The organism is Streptomyces sp. NBC_00019, assembly GCF_045041015.1.
Classification (GTDB): domain Bacteria; phylum Actinomycetota; class Actinomycetes; order Streptomycetales; family Streptomycetaceae; genus Streptomyces.
On the sequence record NZ_CP108302.1, the window covers coordinates 4,635,396 to 4,656,978 of the forward strand.

Genomic DNA, 21,583 nt, shown 5'->3' on the forward strand with positions numbered 1-21,583 from the left:
ATTCCCGCCTCCTACTCCGAACGACACGGTTTCGTACATGACGAATGTAGCGCATCCCCATGCGAAACGAAACCGTTTCGTACGTGTCGTGGCTCACGCTGGATCGGGTCTCGACCATTTTTCATAAGTTGCTCCGGTCCATCCCCCGGAAAAGCATGGGGAGGTGAGCTATCTGCGCCTGCCGCATCTGAGCGGCGACCTCCTGTGCTTCGTGGCCGAGGACGACCTGTGGCTGGCCCCCCTCGACGGGAAGGGACGCGCCTGGCGTCTCACCGTCGACCGCACCAAGGTGGGCCACCCCCGTTTCTCACCCGACGGCCGCCACCTCGCCTACACGAGCTGGCGGAGCCTGGTCCCGGAGATCCATCTGGTGGACGTGGAGGGCGGCCCGGGCAGACGGCTGACGTACTGGGGCTCGGCGGACACCCAGGTCTGTGGATGGACACCTCCCGAAGGGAAAGGGGGTGCCCAGATCCTGGCCGTCGCCTCCCACGGCGAGCCCTTCTCCTACTTCACCTGGGCCTACAAGGTCCCCACCGACGGCGACCCCGGCCGCAAGCTCCCCTGGGGCCCGGTCTCCGACCTCCAGGTCGCCGACCTCGAGGGGGAGCGCAGAACCCTCCTGCTCACCGGCACCCCACCGCACGAACCTGCCGCCTGGAAGCGCTACCGGGGCGGGGCCACCGGAAGGCTCTGGCTGCACGGCCACCGCCTCCTCGAAGGCCTGGAGGGCCACCTCCACTCCCCCATGTTCGTCGGCGACCGCATCGCCTTCCTCTCCGACCACGAGGGCGTCGGCAACCTCTACTCCTGCGCCCACGACGGCTCCGGCCTGCGCCGCCACACCGACCACGACGCCTTCTACGCCCGGCACGCGGCGAGCGACGGCACCCGGGTGGTGTACCAGTGCGCGGGCGACCTGTGGATCGTCGACGACCTCGCCGGCGAGCCGCGGAAACTCGACGTACGACTGAGCGGGCCACGCACGGGACGGCGTACGTACCAGGTGCCGGCCGCCCAGCACGTGGACGGCGCCTCGGTCGACGAGACCGGCCGCGCGAGCGCCGTCGTCGTCCGCGGCAGCCTGTACTGGCTGACCCACCGCGACGGTCCCGCCCGCACCATCACCGACACTCCGGGCGTACGGGTGCGGCTCCCGGAGATGCTCGGCTCGATCGGCCAGGTCGCCTATGTGACGGACGCGGAGGGCGAGGACGCGGTGGAGATCGCCTACCTCCCCCGGGCGACGGGCGACCGCGCGCCCCGGCGGCTGGCCTCGGGCGAGCTGGGCCGGGTCCTGGAGATGGTCGCCGACCCCCAGGGCGAGCGCCTGGCCATCGCCTCCCACGACGGCCGCCTCCTCCTCATCACCGTGTCCGATGACGCGTCCGGTGCCGAGGACACGGAGGACGCGTCCGACGCAGAGGGCACGGAGGACTCGGGCGGCGAGGTCACCGAACTGATCCACTCGATCAACGGCCCGGTCCGCGACCTCGCCTTCTCCCCGGACGGGGCATGGCTGACGTGGTCGCACCCGGGCATCGGCAGATCGCTGCGCCAGATCAAGATGGCCCGCATCTCCCCGAAGGCGGGGGTGGCCCCCCTGATCGTCGACGTCACCAACGGCCGCTTCGAGGACGAGAACCCGGTGTTCACGAGGGACGGCCGCTATCTGGCCTTCCTCTCCTGGCGAGGCTTCGACCCGGTCTACGACGTCCACACCGGGGACCTGTCCTTTCCGCTCGGCTGCCGCCCGTACCTGGTCCCCCTGTCCTCGGCGACCCCCTCCCCGTTCGCACTGACCCCCGAGGGCCGCCCGGCGGCGGGCGGCCTGGACCCGGCGGAGGACGAACCGGACGAGGGCAGCACGGTCACGGTCGAGGTGGAGGGCCTGGAGAGCCGCGTGACCCCCTTCCCGGTCACCGCCTCGAAGTACTCGGCGCTGTACCCGGTGGCGGGCGGCGGACTGGTCTGGCTGCGCTGGCCGATCTCGGGGGCCCTCGGCGAGACGTTCGCGAACCCCGACGACACGACCGGCCGCCCCACCCTCGAATACTTCAACATCACCAAGGCGAAGAAGTCCGAACTGATCGAGCACCTCGACTGGTTCGCGGTGAGCGGCGACGGCTCCCGCCTGGTCGTCGTCGACGAGGGCGAGCTGCGCGCGGTCCCCGCCACCGAGTCCGGCGACAGCGACTCCACCGTCTGGATCGACGCCCGCCGCATCATGCACGAGGTCGACCCGGGGGCGGAGTGGCGCCAGTCGTACGAGGAGGCGGGACGGCTGATCCGAGCGTACTTCTGGGAGCCGGAGATGTGCGGCATCGACTGGGACGAGGTGCTGGCGCAGTACCGTCCCCTGGTCGAACGGGTCGCGACCCCGGACGAGTTCGCGGACCTGCTCCGCGAGGTCCTGGGCGAGCTGGGCACCTCCCACGCCTACGTGACGGCGGCCCGCCGCAACGAGGGCCCGCCCCACTACCAGCGCCGGCAAGGCCTCCTGGGCGCCAACTTCGTACGTCGGGAAGCCGGTTGGACGGTGAAACGCATCCTCCCCGGCGACTCCTCCGACTCCAAGGCCCGCTCCCCGCTGGCAGGCACCGGCATCCGCGAGGGCGCGGTCCTGACCCACGTGGACGGCCGCCCGGTGGACGAGGTGACGGGCCCGTATCCGCTGCTGGCGGGCGCGGGCGGTACGACGGTGGAGCTGACGTTCACCCCGGCCGAGGGCGAGGGCCGGGCGCGGCGGGTGGCGGTGGTCCCCCTCACCGACGAGAGGCCTCTGCGCTACCAGGACTGGGTGGCCAAACGCCGCGAGGTGGTCCGGGAGTTGAGCGGCGGCCGCTGCGGCTACCTCCACATCCCCGACATGGGCGGCTCGGGCTGGGCCCAGTTCAACCGCGACCTGCGCCTGGAGGTCTCCCGCCCCGCCCTCATCGTCGACGTACGCGGCAACGCGGGCGGCCACATCAGCGAACTGGTCGTGGAGAAACTCACCCGCACGATCCTCGGCTGGGACCTGACGAGAAACGCCCAGCCGGTGTCGTACGCCTCGAACGCCCCGAGAGGCCCGGTGGTGGCCCTGGCCGACGAGGCGACCTCCTCCGACGGCGACATGATCACGGCGGCCTTCAAGCTGCTGAAGCTCGGCCCGGTGGTGGGCCAACGGACCTGGGGCGGCGTCGTCGGCATGACCGGCCGCCACTCCCTGGGCGACGGCACGGTGATCACGGTGCCGATGAACGCGGCCTGGTTCGACGCGTACGGCTGGACGGTGGAAAACCGGGGCGTGACCCCGGACTTGGAGGTCCTGCGGACCCCCTTGGACTGGGCGGAGGGCAGACACGTACAGCTCGACGACGCCGTAAAACTGGCAGTCGACCTACTGACGACAACACCCCCGGCAACCCCACCGGACTACGCGAACGTACCGGACAGATCAAGGCCAAAACTGCCGCCAAGGTCTTGAGTAGCGCTGGGTGAACCCACCTAGGGGCGCGGGGCTGTATCAATTTGCGGCTCCGCCGCGTGGGCGCGACCAGCCCCCACGGGCCCGCACCCGACAACGCACCTCAAACCGGCAACGCAAACGTGGGGCACCCCAACACACAGGGCACCCCACGTTCAACGGCTCAAGCCAGACGCAGCGCTACGCGTCGTAGTCGAGGTCGAGACGGTCCTGCTCCTCGCGCTGGAGTCGCTCCGTCTCCTCGTCCCGCGGCTTGCCGCGCTCGCCGCGCTCCTGGCCACGCTGGCCCTGCTCCTTGGCCTGCTGGGCCTTCTGCTTGGCCTGCTCCTGCCACTGCTCCGACTTGTCCTGGAACTGGTCCTTCATACCCATGTGGGTTCACTCCCGAAAGTGGGTGAGGGGATGAGCCCCGTACCGGGGCCTCGACCAGATTCACACGCCAGGACAAAGCGCGCATTTCGATCAGTTACGCCGCGTAGCGCGCGCCTCCTCATCAGCCGCCCCACCTGCACCGACGAGGCCCGAACGGACCCCCGCCAACCGGTCCCCGAACCGCCGCATCTCCCGCTGCCCGACCGTCCCGATGAGCCCCGGCAGATACCCGCGCACCCCCTGCATCCCGCGCAGCCACCCCTGCCCGTACACATGGCTCGACCGCCGCTCGATGCCGGCCACGATCCGGTCGACCGCCGGGCCCAGCGGATACGTCTTGTTGGCCGGCCACAGCAGCCGCTGCCGCAACTCCCGCATGACGTCGTCCTGATCGGCCCCGCGCACCATGTCGGTGTCGGTCCACGACAGATACCCGACGCCGACCCGCACGCCCTTGTACCCGACCTCGGCCCGCAGACTGTGCGCGAACGCCTCCACGCCGGACTTGGACGCGCAGTACGCGGTCATCATCGGCGCCGGAGTGATGGCGGCCAGCGAGGCGATCTGCAGCAGATACCCCCGGCTCTCCATCAGCACGGGCAGGAAGGCGCGGGCGGTCACCGCTGACCCGATCAGGTTCACCTCGATCACCCGCCGCCAGGCCTCCGGATCGGAGTCGACGAAGGGACCGCCGCTGGCCACACCGGCGTTGGCCACCACGATGTCGACCTTCCCGAACCGCTCCTTCACCTCCCGGGCGACCTGGGCCGTCGCCTCGTGGTCGGTGACATCGGCGTACCAGTGGCCGCTGTCGGTGTGCAGCCGCTCGCAGACCTGCTTGAGGGCGTCCGGCTCCAGGCCGACCAGCGCCACCTTCGCCCCGCGCGCGGACAGCTTGCGGGCGAGCAGCTCACCGACACCGCGTGCCGCTCCGGTGACGACGGCGACCTGTCCTTCGAGGCTGACCCTGCTCATGCACCCTCCTTGATCGTTGCGTACGTCGTCACAAGGTCCCGGATCTTCGCGGTGACCAGCTCGGGCGCCTCCACGGGCGTCATGTGCCCGAGTCCGGGCAGTTCGGTGAGCCCCACGCAGCGGGGCAGCGCCGCCACCAGCGAACGCGCGTGCACGGGCGGCGTCAACCGGTCGGCCGTGCCGACGACGACAGCCGTGGGAACGTCCAGGGACCGCACCCCGTGGTCGAGGTCGAGCAGATCGAGGACGTGCGACCAGGAGTACCGCACCTTGCGGGGGCACGCGTGCACGATCCGCGCACACGCCTCGACCATGTGCGGGGCCGAACCGGGGCCCATCGTCCCGTACTTGAGGATCCGCCGCGCGAGCGGTGTGACCGGCCCGAGCGGCGCCCGCGAGCCGAGGATGTGCTTGGTCAGCCAGGTCCGCAGCCGTCCGGGCCTCATCGGTACGACGGTCGACTCGGCGACCAGCCGCGAGGAACCGGTGCTGCACAGCAGGACGGCGACGGCGTGCTCCCGGAAGGCCGCCCTGTCGGCCGCCGCCATCACCGTCATCCCACCCATGGAGTGACCGGCGATCACGGCCTTCTCGCCGGGTGCGAGCGTCGCCTTCAGTACGGCTTCGAAGTCGTCGGCGAGGGCATCGGTGCTGCATGCCGGGCTCGCCGGGCTGCGTCCGTGGCCGCGCTGGTCGTAGGCGATGACTCGGTGGTCGACCGCGAGGTCGCGTATCTGCGCCGCCCAGAAGGCGGTCGAGCAGGTCCAGCCGTGCGCGAGGACGACGGGGGGCGCGTTCTCGGGCCCGTGCACCTCGACGTGCAGATGTGCGCCGTCGGCGGAGACGGCAGTCAGCTCACGGGCGGGGACGGGTGGGGCGTAGGGCCCGGAGGACACGTGCAGGAGCCGGCTCACGCGTTCACCTCTTCCTTGTCTTCCTTGTCGTCCTTGCCTTGCCTGCCTTCCTTGATCTCCTCGGCGTCCTTGGCACGGAGCACCTCGTACTCGGCGAGGTCCACGCGCCGCGTCGCGCGCCGGAACTCGGTCGTGGTCCCCGGCCAGATGGTGGTGTTGCGGCCATTGGCGTCGAGGTACCAGCTGGTGCAGCCGCCGGTGTTCCACACCGTGCGCTTCATGCGCTCCTGCACCCGCAGGTTCCAGGCGTGCACGGCGCTCGGCCGGGCATCGAGGGCGGCGCGGCCGCCGAGGACGTCGAGCTGCCGTACGAAGTCGGCCAGGTAGTTCAGCTGGGACTCGATCATCAGGATCATCGAGGAGTTCCCGAGCCCGGTGTTGGGCCCGATGATCGTCATCCAGTTGGGGAACCCGGCGGCGGACGCGCCGCGCAGGGCCTCCATCCCGCCCTTCCAGGCCTCGGCGAGGGTGCGTCCGTCCGCCCCCACGACCCGGTCGGCGATCGGCATGTCGGTGACGTGGAAGCCGGTCCCGAAGATGATCGCGTCGACCTCGGCCTCGCTGCCGTCGGCGGCGACGAGGGTGGAGCCGCGGACCTCGCTGAGCCCGCTCGCCACCAGGTCGACATTGGGCCGGGCGAGTGCCGGATAGTACGCACTGCTCAGCAGGATCCGCTTGCAGCCGATGCGGTAGTCGGGGGTCAGCTTGGCCCGCAGCACTGGGTCCTTGATGGCCCGGGCCATGTTGCTCTTGGCCAGCTTCTCGACCAGCCCGAGCTCGTTGGGCCGCTTGGTGAAGGCCTGGACCTGCAACTCCCGGATGCCCCACAGGAGTCCGCGCCGGGCGTGGGTGGTGAAGGGCAGCTGCTGGTGCAGCCGGCGCTCGAAGCCGGTGATGGGCCGGTCGACGCGCGGCATGACCCAGGGCGGGGTGCGCTGGAAGAGGGTCAGCTCGGCGACTTCGGGCTGGATGGCGGGCACGATCTGGATCGCGGAGGCCCCTGTCCCGACCATCGCGACCCGCTTGCCGCGCAGGTCGTAGTCGTGGTCCCAGCGAGCGGAGTGGAAGACCTTGCCGGGGAAGGAGTCCAGCCCCGGGATGTCGGGGGTCTTCGGGTCGGACAGCGGCCCGGTGGCGGAGACGACGACGTCGGCGGAGAGCCGCCCGCTGCTGGTCTCGATGTCCCAGCGAAGCCGGTCCGCGTCCCAGGTCATCATCTTGACCTCGGAGTCGAAGCGGAGATGGGGCCGGAGCCGGAAGACGTCGGCGACGTGCTCCAGATAGGCCCGGATGTGCTCCTGCCCGGAGAAGGTGCGCGGCCAGTCGGGATTGGGCGCGAAGGAGAAGGAGTAGAGATGGGACGGTACGTCACAGGCGCACCCCGGGTAACTGTTGTCCCGCCAGGTGCCCCCGACACTGCCGGCCCGTTCCAGGACGACGAAGTCGGTGACACCTTCGCGCCGCAGCCGCACGGCGGCCCCGAGTCCCCCGAACCCGGACCCGATCACCGCCACCCGCACATGCTCGTGCTCGGTCATCCCGAAGCCTCCACGCATCGCTTTTCGGACTCCGCCAGTAAACACTGGCGCAATGGGAGGGTAGGGCAGCTCCTTACCGATGGGTAGGGGGCGGGGCCAGGAAAGTTACCGGAGGTACAACATAGGCTGCGGGCGTGACCGAGAAGCGCGAGTACCGCATGGAGGAGTTGGCCCGCCTGGCCGGCATCACGCCGCGCACCCTGCGCTTCTACCGCGAACGCAAACTGATCCCGCCGCCCCGCCGCGAGGGCCGTATCGCCTGGTACGACGACCACCACCTGGCCCGGCTGCGCACCATCGCCGCCCTCCTGGAACGCGGCCACACCCTCACCGGCATCGCGGAACTGGCGGAAGCCCTCGACCACGGCCGGGACGTCGCCGACCTCCTGGGCGTGGCCACCCCCACGGAAGAGGAACCGGTCCGCCTCACCCCCGAGGAACTCGCCGCCCGCTTCGAGGGCCAGGTCACCACGGACAACCTCGCCGCCGCACTGGAGCTGGGCTACCTCGGCACCGACGGCGACGAGATCGTCCACATCAGCCGCCGCCTCCTCGACGTCTCCTCGGCCCTGGTCGCCGAGGGCATCCCCCTCGCCGAGGTCCTGGCAGCGGGCAAACGCGTCCGCGAACACGTAGACGACCTGGCCGAGATGTTCGCCGAACTGGTCCTCCGCCACGCCACCGAGAACGACATGCAACGCCTGCGGCCCCTCGCGAGAAGCGTGGTGGAGGCGGAGCTTTCGCTGGCGTTGGACCGGCGCTTGCGGAAGCGGGACTAGAGCCTCAGAGCACCTTTTGCCCAAGTGCCCGGTTTTTCAAGAGCATTCACTCCATCGAGGCACTTTCCAGGCAGTGACAGACGAAGTCACGTTCGTAGCCCGAGAGTGAGATCGAAAAGGCCCCGGCGACTGTGCGACCAGTCCCGGGGTGTGGCCGACACTTTCGAGGAGCGTCGACGTGCCCAAGCGTAGTCCTCAACCTCCAAGAGCCATTGCCGCTTTGCGCCTCAGCTGCGTGACCAGCGCGACCACTTCGCCAGAGCGACAGCGGTCCACCATTCGACTCTCCACCGAGAGGCTCGGTTTCACACTGATTGCCGAGGCATCGGACCTGGGCGTCTCGGCACGCGCGACATCGCCGTTCGAGAGGCCCTCGTTGTCGTCCTGGCTCCGCCGGCCTCAGGAATACGAAGCCGTCGTGTGATCACACGTGGACCGAGCCGTGCGCTCTGTGGCGCACATGGCCGAGTTGGTCGCCTGGGGGCGGCAGCACGCCAGAGCACTCGTCACTGCGCGCAGCAGGTCGTTACGGAGGCGGGCTGGTCCCGTTCGGCTATCGGAAGGCGCCGCACCCCTCGGGGAGCGGATGGTGTCTGGCTCCCGACCCGGAATCCGCCGCGCTCGTCCGCGCGATCATCGAGGACGTGCACGCGGGACGATCACTGGTGGCCATCGCGCGCCGGCTGAACCAATCCGGCGAACCCGTGCCACGTGACCGCCATGCCCAGCTCCAAGGACGCCCGATGGGCGGTCGCCGCCACGGGAAGGACTTCGAGCGGTTCCGCTGGACCTCGGGCACATTGCCGAAGGTGCTGCGAAGCCCGTCGCTGATCGGTCACCGAACACACGGCGGACAGACAGTCCGCCACGCATCCGGCACTCCGGTCCTCATCGGCGAACCACCACTGACAGACGACGAGTTCGAGGCGCTGCAGGACGCCCTTCTGGCACGCTCCAATGGAACCCGCAGCCCCAGGCGAGGCACAACCGACACCCCGGCGGTGGCCCCTCCCGGCTCTCCGGACCGGACACCTCCCGCTTGACCTTCACACTCGGCGCGCGCCCCTGAGTCACCCGCCCCCGTGGGAGTGCGCACAGTGGCGCACTCCCACGACCGGTCACATGTCGAAGACGACCGTCACGGGAGCATGGTCCGACCACCGTTCAGCATGAGTGGCGGCCCTCTCGACGTATGCCTTCACAGCCCGACCCGCAAGCCCGGGCGTCGCCACGGCAAGATCAATTCTCCAACCTGAATCGTTGTCAAAGGCCCGCCCCCGATACGACCACCACGAGTACGGCCCCTCGACATCGGGATGCAGCGCCCGCACGACATCGACATAGCCCCCGTCAGCGGCGTCGAAGACCCGCGTCAGCCACTCCCGCTCCTCCGGCAGGAACCCGGAGTTCTTCTGGTTGGCGCGCCAGTTCTTGAGGTCGGCGGGCTGGTGGGCGATGTTCCAGTCGCCGCAGACGACGACCTCGCGGCCGTCGGCGGCGGCGCGCTCGCGCAGGCCCTTCAGGTAGGTCAGGAACTCGTCCATGAAGCGGATCTTCTCGTCCTGGCGCTCGGTGCCGACCTCGCCGGAGGGGAGATAGAGGGAGGCGACCGTCACACCCGGCAGGTCGGCCTCGACGTAGCGGCCGCTGGTGTCGAACTCGGGCGAACCGAAGCCGATCTGGACGCGGTCCGGCTCGCGGCGGCTGTAGAGGGAGACGCCGGCGCGGCCCTTGGCGGCGGCGGGCGCGTGCACCACGTGCCAGCCGTCGGGGGTGCGGACCTCCTCGGGCAGCTGCTGCGGCTCGGCGCGCACCTCCTGGAGGCACAGCACATCGGCGGAGGTGTCCGCGAGCCACTCCACGAAGCCCTTCTTCGCGGCGGCGCGCAGTCCGTTCACATTCACAGAGGTCACAGTGAGCACTCCGGCACGATACCGGCAGACTGGACCGGATCCCGTTCTGGAATGTATTGACATACGGTAGGCAGCATGAATATCCGTCGCGTCTCCTTCGACCACCCCGACGCCGTGAAGCTCAACGACCAGGTCCAGGCCGAGTACGCCGTCCGCTACGGCGACGACGGCGACGCCACACACATGGACCCGGCCCACTTCGAGCCACCGAACGGCGCATATCTCATCGCGTACGACGAGAGCGACGCCCCTGTCGCCACGGGCGGCTGGCGCGCCCAGGACGCCAACGAGGAGGGCAACCGCGACGGCGACGCCGAGGTCAAGCGGATGTACGTCACGGAGCAGGCGCGGGGCAGAGGGCTCGCCCGGCGCATATTGGCGGCGCTGGAGGAGGACGCCTGGGCGGCGGGCCGGGTCCGCATGGTCCTGGAGACCGGCGACAAGCAGCCGGAGGCCATCGCGCTGTACACCTCCAGCGGCTACGAGCCGTGCGAGAAGTTCGGCTACTACCGGCACCACGAGGCGAGCCGCTGCTTCGCGAAGGCCCTCTGAGAAGTCCCGCGGAGGTCAGCTTCTGAGGTACGCGAGCACCGCCAGCACCCGCCGGTGGGTGTCGTCCGCCGGCGGCAGGTCCAGCTTGGTGAGGATCGAGCCGATGTGCTTGCCCACGGCCGCGTCCGACACCACCAGCGCCTTGGCGATCGCGCCGTTCGACTTGCCCTCGGCTATCAGCCCCAGCACCTCCCGCTCGCGCGGGCTGAGCCGGGCGAGCGGATCCCGGCGGCGGCGCAGCAGTTGTCGTACGACTTCGGGGTCCACGACCGTGCCACCGGCCGCGACCTCCCGCAGCGCGTCCACGAACTCCTCGACCTGGCCCACCCGGTCCTTGAGCAGATAGCCGACGCCGGTCCCGTCACCGGAGTCGAGGAGCTCGGCGGCGTACGCCCGCTGCACGTACTGGCTGAGCACCAGGACCGGCAGCCCGGGCCGCTCCTCGCGCAGTTTCACGGCCGCGTGCAGCCCCTCGTCCTGGAAGCCGGGCGGCATCCGGACGTCCGTCACGACCACGTCGGGCACATGCTCGGCGGCCGCCGCGAGGAGCGCGTCCGCGTCGCCGACGGCCGCGACCACCTCGTACCCGAACCGCGTGAGCAGCCCGACGAGTCCGTCGCGCAGCAGCACGCTGTCCTCGGCGAGGACTATGCGCAGGGCTCGGTCGGCCGGCAAGGGATCTCCACTCGCAGCAGGGTCGGTCCACCCGGCGGGCTGGACAGGGAAAGTCTGCCATCGAGCACTGACACCCGGTCGGCGAGACCGGTGAGCCCGGTGCCGTTCGCGCTGGAGGCGCCGCCGCGTCCGTCGTCGCGGATGTCCAGCGTCAGCCGTCCGTCCGCATGTCCGCCGCTGACGGTCGCCCGGCTCGCCCCGCTGTGCTTGGCCACGTTGGCGAGGGCCTCGCAGACGACGAAGTACGCGGCGGTCTCGACGGGTTGGGGCAGGCGTCCGGTGATGTCCAGCTCCACGTCCACGGGGACCTGGCTCCGGTCCGCCGCATCCGCGACGGCGGCTTCCAGTCCGTAGTCGGCGAGGACCTTGGGGTGGATGCCGTGGATGAGTTCGCGCAGTTCCGCGAGGACCTTCTCGGCCTCCCCGTGCGCTGCGGCGAGTTGGTCGGCGAGGGGGCCGGGCGGGGCGTCCAGACGGGCGAGGCCGAGCGTCATGGTGAGGGCGACGAGGCGCTGCTGGGCGCCGTCGTGCAGGTCGCGTTCGATACGGCGGCGTTCCGCCTCGAAGGCGTCCACCAACCGGACGCGGGACCGGACGAGTTCGGTGACCCGGTCGCTGTCCCCGGAGGCGCCGAGCAGGGCCTTCGCGACCTCGCCGCGCGCCCCGGCGGCCAGCCCGAGGGCGTACGCCCCGACGATCAGGAGCGGCACCCCGGCCGCCGCGACCCCGAAGGCGGCCGGCCAGGTGTCGACCGTCCACAGCTTGACGACCTTCGCCTCGCCGTCGACGGCGACCAGCAGCGGCGTGGCCAGCAGGAACAGCGGCACCCCGGCGGCGAAGGCCACCACGAGCGCGTCCAGCGGCCACAGCACGACGCCGAGCAGCACGGCGTACGCCAACTCCCGCCAGGTGGCGGCCTCTTTGAGCCGCACGGTGAGCCATCTGGTGAGCCCGGGCGCGTCGGGCACCCGGTGTTGCGAGAGCGGCACCGGCCCCACCCCCGCCAGCCGCAGCCGCCACCGCTCTGCGGCGGCCACGGGGATCCCGCACAGCGCGGTGAGCACCAGCAGCGGCAGTCCGACGAGCACGACGGCCGTGGCGCCGCCCACGACGGCCCCCGCGACGATCACCACCAGCACGACCGCCCCGAACACCGCCCCGCTCGCCAGGAACGCGACCGACCGCCACGGCCACGCCGACCTCAGATATCCACGCCTGCTCAGCGCCTGCCACACCGTCATGGAGATCACGGTAGAAGGCGGGTACGGGCGGACGTAATCCGTCCAGACAGACATCCGGGGGTATGCCTGGCCCTACCTCAAGTCTCGGTCCTGCCGCACTGATCCGCGGGGTGGCGGCGCGGTTTCGTAGAGCCCTCTTCGACTCAATGAGGGCCGTCGGCCTTCTGCGGACTTAATGAGGGCAGATGACAGACCACGCGATCCGGCTGACCTCCGTCGTCAGGCGGTACGGCGAGGGCGACGGCGGGGTGACCGCACTCGAAGGCGTCTCGCTCGGCTTCGGACAGGGCACCTTCACCGCCGTCATGGGGCCGTCCGGCTCCGGCAAGTCGACGCTGTTGCAGTGCGCGGCCGGACTGGACCGGCCGACATCGGGCTCGGTGCGGATCGGCGGCACGGAACTGACCGGGCTGAGCGAACGACGGCTGACCCTGCTGCGCCGCGAACACATCGGCTTCGTCTTCCAGTCGTACAACCTCCTGCCCTCCCTGACCGCCGAACAGAACGTCCTCCTGCCGCTGCGGCTGGCCGGTCGGCGTGTATCGAAGGCACGCGCGCGTGAGGCGTTGCGGCGGGTGGGGCTCGGTGAACGGGCCCGGCACCGGCCCGCCCAGCTGTCCGGCGGCCAGCAGCAGCGCGTCGCCCTGGCCCGCGCGCTGATCACCCGCCCCGACGTGCTGTTCGCGGACGAGCCGACGGGTGCGCTGGACTCCGCCACCGGGCGTGAGGTGCTGTCCTTGCTGCGCTCACTGGTCGTCACCGAGGACCGCACGATCGTGATGGTCACGCATGATCCGGTGGCCGCGTCGTACGCCGACCGCGTGGTCTTCCTGGTCGACGGGCACGTGCACGGCGAGGTGGTGGGGGCGTCGGCGGGGGAGATCGCGGCGCGTATGACGTCGCTCGAGACGGGGGCGTCGGCTTCGGGAACCGCTGCCTCGGAGGTCGTCCCATGCTGATGCTCGCCCTGCGTACCCTGCGCTCCCGTTGGACCGCCTTCATCGGCAGCTTCGTCGCTCTGTCCCTCGGGGTCGCCCTGATCGCCGTGATGGGCCTGGCCCTCGCCTCCTCCCTGGACGCCCCCGAGCGGGCACCGGAACGCTTCGCCGCGACCCCGGTCGTGGTGAAGGGCCAGGACACGCTGCACGTACCGACCCCCATCGGCGACCGCACCCAGAGGCTGGCCCAGCTGCGGCCCGTGCCTGCAAGGACGGTGGCGGCGCTGCGGAAGCTGGGCAGGGTCACGGAGGACCGCTCGTTCGTCGTACACGGCGACCTGGTGGGGCATCCATGGTCGACCGCGGCCTTCGCACCGTACGAACTGACCGCGGGCCGCGCGCCCCGCGCCGCGGACGAGGTCGTGGCCACGGACGACCGGACGACGGTGGGACAGCGCCTGCGCACGGGGCGTGGGGTGGTGCGCGTGGTCGGCACGGTGGGCGCGCTCGGCTTCGAGAACGCGCTGTTCTACACGGATGCGCGGGCGGCCGTGTTGTCTCCGGTGAGCACACAGCTCGTGGTGGAGGCGGACGCGGCGGCGGTACGACGCGTGGTGGACGGCCGCGCGCGGGTGCTGTCCGGTGACGAGCGCCGGCTCGCGGACGCCGATCCCGAGCGTTACGCCGAGGCGCTGACGACGCTGAACGCCCTGTTCGGCACGGCGGGCGGGGTGACCGGTTTCGTGTCGGTGTTCGTCGTCGCGTCGACCTTCGCCTTCGCGGTGGCCCAGCGTCGCCGGGAGTTCGGTCTGCTGCGCACGACCGGCGCGACGCCGGGCCAGATCCGGCGCGCGGTGCTGACGGAGGCGCTGCTGGTGGGCGGGCCGGCGTCCGCGGCGGGCTGCGTGCTGGGGGCGTACGCCGCCCCGTGGCTGGCGGAGCGTGTGGTGGACGGCGGTGTCGCACCGGCCTGGTTCGCGATCGGCGACCACGTGTGGCCGTACCATCTCGCCTTCTGGACCGGTCTGTCGGTGGCGCTGTGCGGGGCGGTGGGCGCGTCCTGGCGGGCGGGCCGGACCTCGCCGACGCAGGCGCTGCGCGAGGCGGCGGTGGACGAACGCGCTCTGACGCTCGGCCGCCTGCTGTTCGGGGCGGCCCTGCTGATCACCGCCGCGGTCACCCTCGCACTCGCGCTGGTGACGGACCCGGGCGAGCTGCTGCACCGCAAGACGTACGTCAGCCGCCCGATGCTCCTGATCACGGCGACGGCCCTGCTGGCCCCGGCCCTGGTCCGCCCCCTGACCAGGGTCCTCGCCCCGTGCGGCATGCTGGTCCGCTCGAACGCAGGCGCCGCTGTCCGCCGTACGGCCGCCGTCGCCGCCCCCGTCCTGATCATGGTGGCCCTGACGGGCTCGCTGCTCGGCGCCACGGCGACGCTGAACGGGGCGAGGGCGACGGAGGCGCGTGAGCGGACCGTCTCCGACTTCGTGCTGACGTCGCCGACCGGCTTCGCCCCGGACACGCTCCGGCGCCTGCGCTCGATCCCGGACACCGAGGTCTCGGCGACCGCATCGAGCGCCGTGTACGTCCTCGAGGAGGGCGTCGCCCTCATCAAGTCCGAGGCGCGCGCGGCCGATCCGAGGGCGCTCGCGGCGACCGCGCGCCTCCCCCTGACGGCGGGCCGCGTCACCGCCCTCGACGACGACTCGATCATCGTCAACGAGGAGTGGGCGCAGCACACAGTCGGCCGCCGGGTCACCGTCTGGCTCGGCGACGGCACCCGCAGGTCGCTCCGTATCGCCGCGGTGATGCCGGTCGGCACGGGCGACAACGGGGTGTACGTCACGCCGGCCAACGCGCGCGGGGCCGCCGTCGACCGGGTCGAGGTGACGGGAGGAACGGCGGCAGGGCTACGGAGGGTTCTGGGAGCCACGGACGCCTCCGTCCTCACCCGCGACGAGTGGCTGCGGACCGCTTACCCCACGGCCACCTTCACGGACGCCGACGAGAAGACCCGCCTCGGCTTCCTCCTCGTCCTGGGCATCGCGCTGCTGTACACGGGCATCTCCCTCGCCAACACCCTGCTCATGGCTACGTCCGACCGGAAGCGCGAGTTCGCGTCGCTGCGGCTGGCGGGCGCCACGACCGGGCAGGTGCTGCGCCTCGTGGCCGCGGAGGCCCTGGTGGTGGTGGCCGTGGGCGCACTCCTCGGCCTGCTGGTGACGGCTCTCAACCTCGGTGGCATGTGGGGCGCCCTGGACCTGCAGTCGGCACGCTCCCCGCTCCGCCTCCCCTGGCCCGAACTCGGCGCGGCCACGGGCGCGTGCGCGCTCCTCGCCGTCGTATCGGCGGTGCTTCCGGCGGCACATGCCCTGCGCCGGCGCGGCCAGCTTTTCTGACGCGGGATCAGCCGAAGCGGTTGCTGTACGTCACTGCCGTACGCATGGCAAGGGGCCCGTTCCTGATATCAGGAACGGGCCCCTATGCTGCGTGGACCTGTGGGGATTTGAACCCCAGACCCCCTCGATGCGAACGAGGTGCGCTACCAGACTGCGCCACAGGCCCTTGCAACGAGTGAAACCTTAGCACCCCGATCGGGGTGCTTGGAAATCCGTTCCCTGCCCCGGCTGCGGAACACCCACAGGTGGGACGGGTGGCCGCGCCTACTCGTTGGCCGCGCGCGGCCGCTCCCCGTCCTCGTACTGATCGAAGAGGGGCGTACGTCCCCGCTCGCGCGCCCGTCGCGCGGAAGCGGCCCGGCGGGCGTCGCAGCGCTCGTCGTCGTCCGCCTTGTCCTCGGCGTCGGACGACTCCCCCGCCTCGGCGTCCTGCGCCGCACCGTCCTGCCCGGCACCGGACTCGGCACCGGCGCCTCGCGCTTCCCGCTCCCCGGCGACCGAGCTGGACCGCGCCGAACTCCACGCGTCCGGCGCGCCCAGGTCCACGTCCGACGTGGCCCGCGGAGCGACCGGCGCCGTCACATACGTCGGCAACGGCACCGGCACCGGCTCCCAGCTGTCCCCGTGCCCCGGCCTGCGCTGCCGTTCGCGCTGCTGGTCGACCCACTCCGCGTGGTCGGTCTGCTCGACGAGGGCGCGCCGGTCGGCGGCGAGCGCCGACAGCCCGGGGTCCTGCCCCGGCTCTGGTCCTTCGTCCGGTTCGTCCGCGTCGATCGCTTCGGCCGTCGGGCGCCGGCGCGGCTGGCGCGCACGCTCCTTCAGCTGCTGCGCCGCCGCCTCGGCCCGCTGCCGGTCCATCTGGTAGGTGAAGCGACGGCGCTCCTGGGAACGCAGGTAGGCGATGTACCCGCTCAGCAGGACGGCGGGCACGCCGGGCGCCCACAGGAACGCGAGCCCCCCGACGGCGGCGACGACCGCGCCGAGCGTGAAAGCGATGAAGAGCACCACGGTGGTGCGCCTACGGCGCGCGAGAGCCTTCGTGCGCCGGGCGCGCGCCGCGGCGGCTTCCGCAGCGGGCGTACGCCGGGCTGCGGGCACCTGCTTGCGCGCCGGAGCGGATGCGGGCGCCGGTGCGGAGACGGACGCCGGGGCGTGCGCTGCCGGGTCGGCCGCTCTTTCGCGTACCGGCTCACGCGCCGCTTCCCTGCGCGCCGGCGCCTCCGCGTGCACGTCCGCGCGCACTTGCGGGCGCGTCGGAGGCATGGCAAAGGCACGGACGTCCACCGAGTCGGTGACGGCATCCGGATCGACGGCGCTGGGCTCCCCCTCCTCGGTGGAGCGCGCCCGCAGGTCCTTGGCGTACCGGCGCTCCATTCCCGCCCGTCCGGACAGCAGCCGGATGGCGGTGCTGAAGCGTTCCGTCGGACGGGCCTCGTTCAGCTCGTCCTGCCTACGGAGCCACATCGGCACCAAGTAGGCGGCCCAGGCCCCGACAATGACTGCGTAGATGAGGCCGCTGCTGCTCACGCCTCACACGGTAGAGGGATTCGCGTGAGGCCATCCGCCAATTGGCCCGGTGTGTCGCACGATCTGGCTGATATTTCGAGCTTTTTTTGTGACCGATGCGATCAGCAGGTCGCCGGAGCCGCGAATTTAATGCCCTGAGACGATCGCCACCCGATCATTCTCGAACATTTATTCAATTACCCGAGTCGCTTCTCCGGCCGCTTCCCTGGCTATGTGGGATTCCCCGGCGTGTTCTGCGGGTTCCTGGGCGTGGTGTGCGGCGCCTTCTGTGAACGTGCCCGCCGCCACCGCCCGAGCAACCCTTCCGGCACCTCTTCCGCGGTGAGCGCGAAGACGAGATGGTCGCGCCAGGCCCCGTCGATGTGGAGATAACGGGGCCGCAGCCCCTCCTCACGGAATCCGAGTTTCTCCACGACCCGGCGGCTGGGCCCGTTCTCCGGGCGAATGCAGACCTCGACGCGGTGCAGTCCGACGGTCCGGAAACAGTGGTCCACGACCAGCGCCACGGCCGTCGGCATCACCCCACGGCCGGCCACCGACTCGTCCACCCAGTAGCCGACATGCCCCGAACACATCGAGCCCCAGGTGATCCCGGCGACGGTCAACTGCCCGACGAGCCGTCCCTGGTACTCGATGACGAACGGCAGCATCCGGCCCGCGTTCGCCTCGGCCCGCAGATGGCGCACCATCTGCCGGTAGGTCGGCCGGTGCGCGATCGGCCCGCTGGGCGTGGGCGGCGGGATGGTCGCCTCCCAGGGGCGCAGCCAGTCGCGGTTGCGCCGGTTGACCTCGCGCCAGGCCCGCTGATCGCGCACCTTTATGGGCCGGAGGACGACGTCGCCGTCCGCCAGTACGACGGGCCAGGATGGGCTGTTCAGCTCGCACCCCCACTGTCGGCCCCGGGTCTGGGGTGGTCGCCGCCGCGGATCTGGTCGACGGCGTGGACCAACAGGGGCTCCAGGACGGCTAGCCCGTCCTTCACCCCGCCGGTGGAACCCGGCAGGTTGACGATCAGGGTCCGTCCCGCCACTCCGGCCAGGCCCCGCGAGAGCACGGCGGTCGGCACCTTCTCCCGTCCGAACGCCCTGATGGCCTCGGCGATGCCGGGCACCTCGTGGTCGATCACCTCGCGGGTCGCCTCGGGGGTGCGGTCGGTGGGCGAGATGCCGGTGCCGCCGGTGGTGACGACGACGTCGTATCCGGCGTCGACGGCGGCGCGCAGGGCCGCCCGGACAGGGTCCCCGTCGGGCACGACCTGCGGCCCTTCGACGTCGAAGCCGAAGCCCTTCAGGCCCGCGGCGATCAACGGGCCGCCCTTGTCCTCGTAGACCCCGGCGGCGGCCCGGTTGGAGGCGGTGACCACAAGAGCGCGATACGTCATGCCCGGCTCCAGTCGCCCGACTTGCCGCCCGTCTTCTCCTCCACCCGAACGTCCGTGATGACCGCTCCCTTGTCGACCGCCTTGACCATGTCGATCACGGTGAGCGCGGCGACGGAGACCGCGGTGAGGGCCTCCATCTCGACGCCCGTGCGGTCCGTCGTCCTGACCGTGGCGAGGATCTCCACGGCGTCGTCCACGACCGACAGATCCAGTTTCACACCCGACACCGACAACGGGTGGCACAGCGGGATCAGGTCCGGGGTGCGTTTGGCGCCCATGATGCCCGCGATCCGCGCGGTGGCGAGGGCGTCGCCCTTGGGGACGCCCTCGCCGCGCAGCAGCTCGATCACCCGGGGCGAGACGAGGACCCGACCGCTGGCGCGGGCGGTGCGCGCGGTCACGTCCTTGTCGGATACGTCGACCATGCGGGCGGCGCCCGCCTCGTCGATGTGAGTCAGTCGGTCCTGCGTACTCATGCTGTGCGGCGCTCCCGGTCCCGGCCCTTCGCGGTACGGCGCGCGGGCCTGTTGTGCGCGACACGGTACCGCCAACCAGGAGCACTCAGCCGAGCAGGACCACCTCGACCTCGGTGCCGGGCTCGACGGACTCCACGTCCTCCGGTACGACGATCAGCGCGTCCGCGTGCGCGAGGGCCGCCACCAGGTGCGACCCGGCACCGCCGACCGGGGTCACCGTGCCGTCGGAGCAGGTCGCGCGCAGGAACTGCCTGCGCCCCTTCGGCGAGGTCAGCGCCTTGCCGGCGGTCAGCTTCGCGGTCACGCGCGGCCGGTGCACGTCCTCCAGGCCCATGAGAGCGCGGATCGCGGGACGGACGAACAGTTCGAAGGAGACGTACGACGAGACGGGGTTGCCCGGCAGCGCGAGGAGCGGGGTGTGGTCGGGGCCGATGGAGCCGAAGCCCTGGGGCTTGCCGGGCTGCATGGCAAGTTTGCGGAAGTCGATGCCGCTGCCGGCCTCGTCCTCGTCACCGACGGACGACAGCGCCTCCTTGACGACGTCGTACGCCCCCACGCTCACGCCGCCCGTGGTGACCATGAGGTCGGCGCGGACGAGCTGGTCCTCGATGGTGTTGCGGAGGGTCTCGGCGTCGTCGGCTACGGCACCCACGCGGTAGGCGATGGCTCCGGCGTCTCGGGCGGCGGCGGTGAGGGCGAAGCTGTTGGAGTCGTAGATCTGGCCGTTGCCCAGTTGTTCGTCGGGCTGGACGAGTTCGCTGCCGGTGGACATGACGACCACGCGCGGGCGGGGGCGGACGCGTACGGTGCCGCGGCCGATCGCGGCGAGCAGTCCGATCTGCGGCGGGCCGAGGACGGTGCCGGCCTCGAGGGCGCGGTCGCCGGCCTTCACGTCGCTGCCCTTCGCCCGTACGTGCGCGCGTGCCTCGGCAGGCCGGTGCACGTGCACGTGTCCCTCGGCGCCCTCGGGAGACAGGGCGCGGGCGCGCATCCCGGTCGCGGGCCCCTCGCCCAGGCCTCCGTCGGTCCACTCGACGGGGACGACGGTCTCGGCGCCGGGCGGCAGCGGGGCGCCGGTCATGATGCGGGCGGCCTGGCCGGGGCCCACGTGGAGCAGCTCGGACTGGCCCGCCGCGACGTCCCCGACGACGTCCAGGACGGCGGGGAACTCCTCGCTCGCGCCCGCGACATCCGCGACCCGCACCGCGTACCCGTCCATGGAGCTGTTGTCGAACGGCGGCAGGGAGACCGGCACCGTGACGTCCTCGACCAGGACGCAGCCCTGGGCGTCGAGGAGTTGCAGCTCGATGGGTTCCAGGGGGCGGACGGTCGCGAGGATGTCCTCCAGGTGTTCGTCCACCGACCAGAGGTGGTCCTGGCCGGTGGTGTGGGGCGCGGCGCTGCTCAACGTTGCTACATCTCCTCGGCTACGTAACTGCGAAGCCAGGTCCGGAAGTCCGGGCCCAGGTCTTCACGTTCGCACGCGAGTCTGACAATGGCACGCAGATAGTCACCACGGTCGCCGGTGTCATAGCGGCGACCCTTGAAGACGACGCCGTGCACCGGGCCGCCGACCTTCTCGTCCGCCGCGAGCTGCTGGAGGGCGTCGGTGAGCTGGATCTCGCCGCCGCGGCCGGGCTCGGTCTTGCGCAGTATGTCGAAGATGTGCGGGTCGAGGACGTAGCGGCCGATGATCGCGTAGTTGGACGGGGCGTCAGCCACGGACGGCTTCTCGACGAGGTCGTGCACCTTGACCACGTCGCTGTCCTCGGTGGCGTCGACAGCCGCGCATCCGTAGAGGTGGATCTGCTCGGGCTCGACCTCCATGAGCGCGATGACGCTGCCGCCATGCCGCTCCTGGACCTCGACCATCCGCTTGAGCAGCGGGTCGCGCGGGTCGATCAGGTCGTCGCCGAGGAGGACGGCGAAGGGCTCGTGGCCGACGTGCGGCGCCGCGCACAGGACGGCATGACCGAGACCCTTGGGGTCACCCTGGCGGACGTAGTGCATGGTGGCGAGGTCGCTGGACTCCTGCACCTTCGCGAGCCGACCGGCGTCGCCCTTCTTCTGAAGCGCCGATTCCAGCTCGTAGTTGCGGTCGAAGTGGTCCTCGAGCGGCCGCTTGTTGCGGCCCGTGATCATGAGGACGTCATCGAGACCCGCGGAGGCGGCCTCCTCGACCACGTACTGGATCGCCGGCTTGTCGACGACCGGCAGCATCTCCTTGGGAGTGGCCTTGGTGGCCGGCAGGAACCGGGTGCCGAGGCCTGCTGCGGGGATGACAGCCTTGCTGATCCGAGGGTGAGACTGAGTCATGCACGCAACCTTATCCGGTGCCTTTGCAGGGAATCTGAGGCTCCGGTTAATTAGCTCTGATATGAGCGTATTGGAAGGGTACGGGAGCGACCTTTGAGTCACATCGGACGTCCTGGAG

19 protein-coding genes and 1 tRNA gene are annotated in these 21,583 nt (G+C 71.0%); 6 read left to right on the forward strand and 14 right to left on the reverse strand.

Annotated features, from left to right (window positions below):
* The first annotated feature begins 163 nt into the window (after nucleotides 1-163).
* Nucleotides 164-3,469: a S41 family peptidase gene (locus tag OHU89_RS21720; protein ID WP_405645142.1), complete on the forward strand. Its 3,306-nt coding sequence runs from the start codon at nucleotides 164-166 to the stop codon at nucleotides 3,467-3,469.
* A 180-nt stretch (nucleotides 3,470-3,649) separates the two neighbouring features.
* On the opposite strand, the gene OHU89_RS21725 is transcribed toward OHU89_RS21720, so the two are convergent.
* The 4 genes from OHU89_RS21725 to OHU89_RS21740 form a co-directional block, all read right to left on the reverse strand.
* Nucleotides 3,650-3,841 (reverse strand): hypothetical protein, encoded by a 192-nt coding sequence (locus OHU89_RS21725; RefSeq protein ID WP_266891259.1) that lies wholly within the window; start codon nucleotides 3,839-3,841, stop codon nucleotides 3,650-3,652.
* A 90-nt stretch (nucleotides 3,842-3,931) separates the two neighbouring features.
* Nucleotides 3,932-4,816 carry an SDR family oxidoreductase gene (locus OHU89_RS21730; RefSeq protein WP_405645144.1) on the reverse strand — a complete coding sequence of 295 codons (885 nt, stop codon included), beginning with the start codon at nucleotides 4,814-4,816 and terminating at the stop codon, nucleotides 3,932-3,934.
* Nucleotides 4,813-5,730 (reverse strand): alpha/beta fold hydrolase, encoded by a 918-nt coding sequence (locus tag OHU89_RS21735; protein WP_266891255.1) that lies wholly within the window; start codon nucleotides 5,728-5,730, stop codon nucleotides 4,813-4,815. Before OHU89_RS21735 ends, OHU89_RS21730 begins: the two co-directional genes overlap by 4 nt.
* Complete coding sequence (locus tag OHU89_RS21740) at nucleotides 5,727-7,268, reverse strand: flavin-containing monooxygenase (RefSeq protein WP_405645146.1); 1,542 nt, start codon at nucleotides 7,266-7,268, stop codon at nucleotides 5,727-5,729. Before OHU89_RS21740 ends, OHU89_RS21735 begins: the two co-directional genes overlap by 4 nt.
* Before the next feature lie 134 nt (nucleotides 7,269-7,402).
* On the opposite strand from OHU89_RS21740, the gene OHU89_RS21745 reads away from it, so the two are divergent.
* Both OHU89_RS21745 and OHU89_RS21750 read left to right on the forward strand, forming a co-directional pair.
* A complete protein-coding gene (locus OHU89_RS21745; protein WP_307029536.1) occupies nucleotides 7,403-8,047 on the forward strand; it encodes a MerR family transcriptional regulator in 645 nt (214 codons plus the stop codon).
* A gap of 665 nt (nucleotides 8,048-8,712) precedes the next feature.
* Nucleotides 8,713-9,090: a recombinase family protein gene (locus tag OHU89_RS21750; protein WP_405654597.1), complete on the forward strand. Its 378-nt coding sequence runs from the start codon at nucleotides 8,713-8,715 to the stop codon at nucleotides 9,088-9,090.
* Nucleotides 9,091-9,165: 75 nt separating this feature from the next.
* On the opposite strand, the gene OHU89_RS21755 is transcribed toward OHU89_RS21750, so the two are convergent.
* Complete coding sequence (locus OHU89_RS21755; RefSeq protein WP_405645148.1) at nucleotides 9,166-9,969, reverse strand: exodeoxyribonuclease III; 804 nt, start codon at nucleotides 9,967-9,969, stop codon at nucleotides 9,166-9,168.
* 66 nt (nucleotides 9,970-10,035) lie between these two features.
* Here OHU89_RS21755 and OHU89_RS21760 point away from each other — a divergent pair, with 66 nt between their 5' ends.
* Entirely contained in the window at nucleotides 10,036-10,512 is a 477-nt protein-coding gene (locus tag OHU89_RS21760) for a GNAT family N-acetyltransferase (RefSeq protein ID WP_405645150.1), read from the forward strand.
* A gap of 15 nt (nucleotides 10,513-10,527) precedes the next feature.
* Here OHU89_RS21760 and OHU89_RS21765 read toward each other — a convergent pair whose 3' ends face one another.
* Nucleotides 10,528-11,187 carry a response regulator gene (locus OHU89_RS21765; protein ID WP_405645152.1) on the reverse strand — a complete coding sequence of 220 codons (660 nt, stop codon included), beginning with the start codon at nucleotides 11,185-11,187 and terminating at the stop codon, nucleotides 10,528-10,530.
* The gene (locus OHU89_RS21770; RefSeq protein ID WP_405645154.1) at nucleotides 11,160-12,428 is read right to left on the reverse strand and encodes a sensor histidine kinase; all 1,269 of its coding nucleotides are present in this window, start codon (nucleotides 12,426-12,428) and stop codon (nucleotides 11,160-11,162) included. Before OHU89_RS21770 ends, OHU89_RS21765 begins: the two co-directional genes overlap by 28 nt.
* 185 nt (nucleotides 12,429-12,613) lie before the next feature.
* On the opposite strand from OHU89_RS21770, the gene OHU89_RS21775 reads away from it, so the two are divergent.
* Nucleotides 12,614-13,387, forward strand: coding sequence for an ABC transporter ATP-binding protein (locus tag OHU89_RS21775; RefSeq protein WP_405645156.1), 774 nt, complete (start codon nucleotides 12,614-12,616; stop codon nucleotides 13,385-13,387).
* A complete protein-coding gene (locus OHU89_RS21780; RefSeq protein WP_405645158.1) occupies nucleotides 13,381-15,765 on the forward strand; it encodes an FtsX-like permease family protein in 2,385 nt (794 codons plus the stop codon). The genes OHU89_RS21775 and OHU89_RS21780 overlap by 7 nt, the downstream gene beginning before the upstream one ends.
* 92 nt (nucleotides 15,766-15,857) lie before the next feature.
* On the opposite strand, the gene OHU89_RS21785 is transcribed toward OHU89_RS21780, so the two are convergent.
* From OHU89_RS21785 to galU, 7 genes are all read right to left on the reverse strand, one after another.
* Nucleotides 15,858-15,931 (reverse strand) — tRNA-Ala (locus OHU89_RS21785).
* 98 nt (nucleotides 15,932-16,029) lie between these two features.
* Nucleotides 16,030-17,292 carry a gephyrin-like molybdotransferase receptor GlpR gene (gene glpR, locus OHU89_RS21790; protein WP_405645160.1) on the reverse strand — a complete coding sequence of 421 codons (1,263 nt, stop codon included), beginning with the start codon at nucleotides 17,290-17,292 and terminating at the stop codon, nucleotides 16,030-16,032.
* Nucleotides 17,293-17,501: 209 nt separating this feature from the next.
* Nucleotides 17,502-18,170, reverse strand: a complete 669-nt coding sequence (locus OHU89_RS21795) for a GNAT family N-acetyltransferase (RefSeq protein WP_266899526.1) — start codon at nucleotides 18,168-18,170, stop codon at nucleotides 17,502-17,504.
* Nucleotides 18,167-18,673, reverse strand: coding sequence for a molybdenum cofactor biosynthesis protein B (locus OHU89_RS21800; RefSeq protein WP_266891139.1), 507 nt, complete (start codon nucleotides 18,671-18,673; stop codon nucleotides 18,167-18,169). The genes OHU89_RS21795 and OHU89_RS21800 overlap by 4 nt, the downstream gene beginning before the upstream one ends.
* Entirely contained in the window at nucleotides 18,670-19,149 is a 480-nt protein-coding gene (moaC, locus tag OHU89_RS21805) for a cyclic pyranopterin monophosphate synthase MoaC (RefSeq protein ID WP_046261452.1), read from the reverse strand. Before moaC ends, OHU89_RS21800 begins: the two co-directional genes overlap by 4 nt.
* Nucleotides 19,150-19,234: 85 nt before the next feature.
* Entirely contained in the window at nucleotides 19,235-20,557 is a 1,323-nt protein-coding gene (glp, locus tag OHU89_RS21810) for a gephyrin-like molybdotransferase Glp (protein WP_405645163.1), read from the reverse strand.
* 5 nt (nucleotides 20,558-20,562) lie between these two features.
* Nucleotides 20,563-21,465, reverse strand: coding sequence for a UTP--glucose-1-phosphate uridylyltransferase GalU (gene galU / locus OHU89_RS21815; RefSeq protein WP_266891135.1), 903 nt, complete (start codon nucleotides 21,463-21,465; stop codon nucleotides 20,563-20,565).
* Nucleotides 21,466-21,583: the final 118 nt, after the last annotated feature.

Excerpts from the sequence above, each read along its gene's own strand:
- OHU89_RS21780 (WP_405645158.1), top strand. The coding sequence starts at position 13,381 with ATGCTGATGCTCGCCCTGCGTACCCTGCGCTCCCGTTGGACCGCCTTC.
- OHU89_RS21725 (WP_266891259.1), bottom strand. The coding sequence starts at position 3,841 with ATGGGTATGAAGGACCAGTTCCAGGACAAGTCGGAGCAGTGGCAGGAG.
- OHU89_RS21775 (WP_405645156.1), top strand. The coding sequence starts at position 12,614 with ATGACAGACCACGCGATCCGGCTGACCTCCGTCGTCAGGCGGTACGGC.
- galU (WP_266891135.1), bottom strand. The coding sequence starts at position 21,465 with ATGACTCAGTCTCACCCTCGGATCAGCAAGGCTGTCATCCCCGCAGCA.
- OHU89_RS21770 (WP_405645154.1), bottom strand. The coding sequence starts at position 12,428 with ATGACGGTGTGGCAGGCGCTGAGCAGGCGTGGATATCTGAGGTCGGCG.
- OHU89_RS21740 (WP_405645146.1), bottom strand. The coding sequence starts at position 7,268 with ATGACCGAGCACGAGCATGTGCGGGTGGCGGTGATCGGGTCCGGGTTC.
- OHU89_RS21760 (WP_405645150.1), top strand. The coding sequence starts at position 10,036 with ATGAATATCCGTCGCGTCTCCTTCGACCACCCCGACGCCGTGAAGCTC.
- moaC (WP_046261452.1), bottom strand. The coding sequence starts at position 19,149 with ATGAGTACGCAGGACCGACTGACTCACATCGACGAGGCGGGCGCCGCC.
- OHU89_RS21730 (WP_405645144.1), bottom strand. The coding sequence starts at position 4,816 with ATGAGCAGGGTCAGCCTCGAAGGACAGGTCGCCGTCGTCACCGGAGCG.
- OHU89_RS21800 (WP_266891139.1), bottom strand. The coding sequence starts at position 18,673 with ATGACGTATCGCGCTCTTGTGGTCACCGCCTCCAACCGGGCCGCCGCC.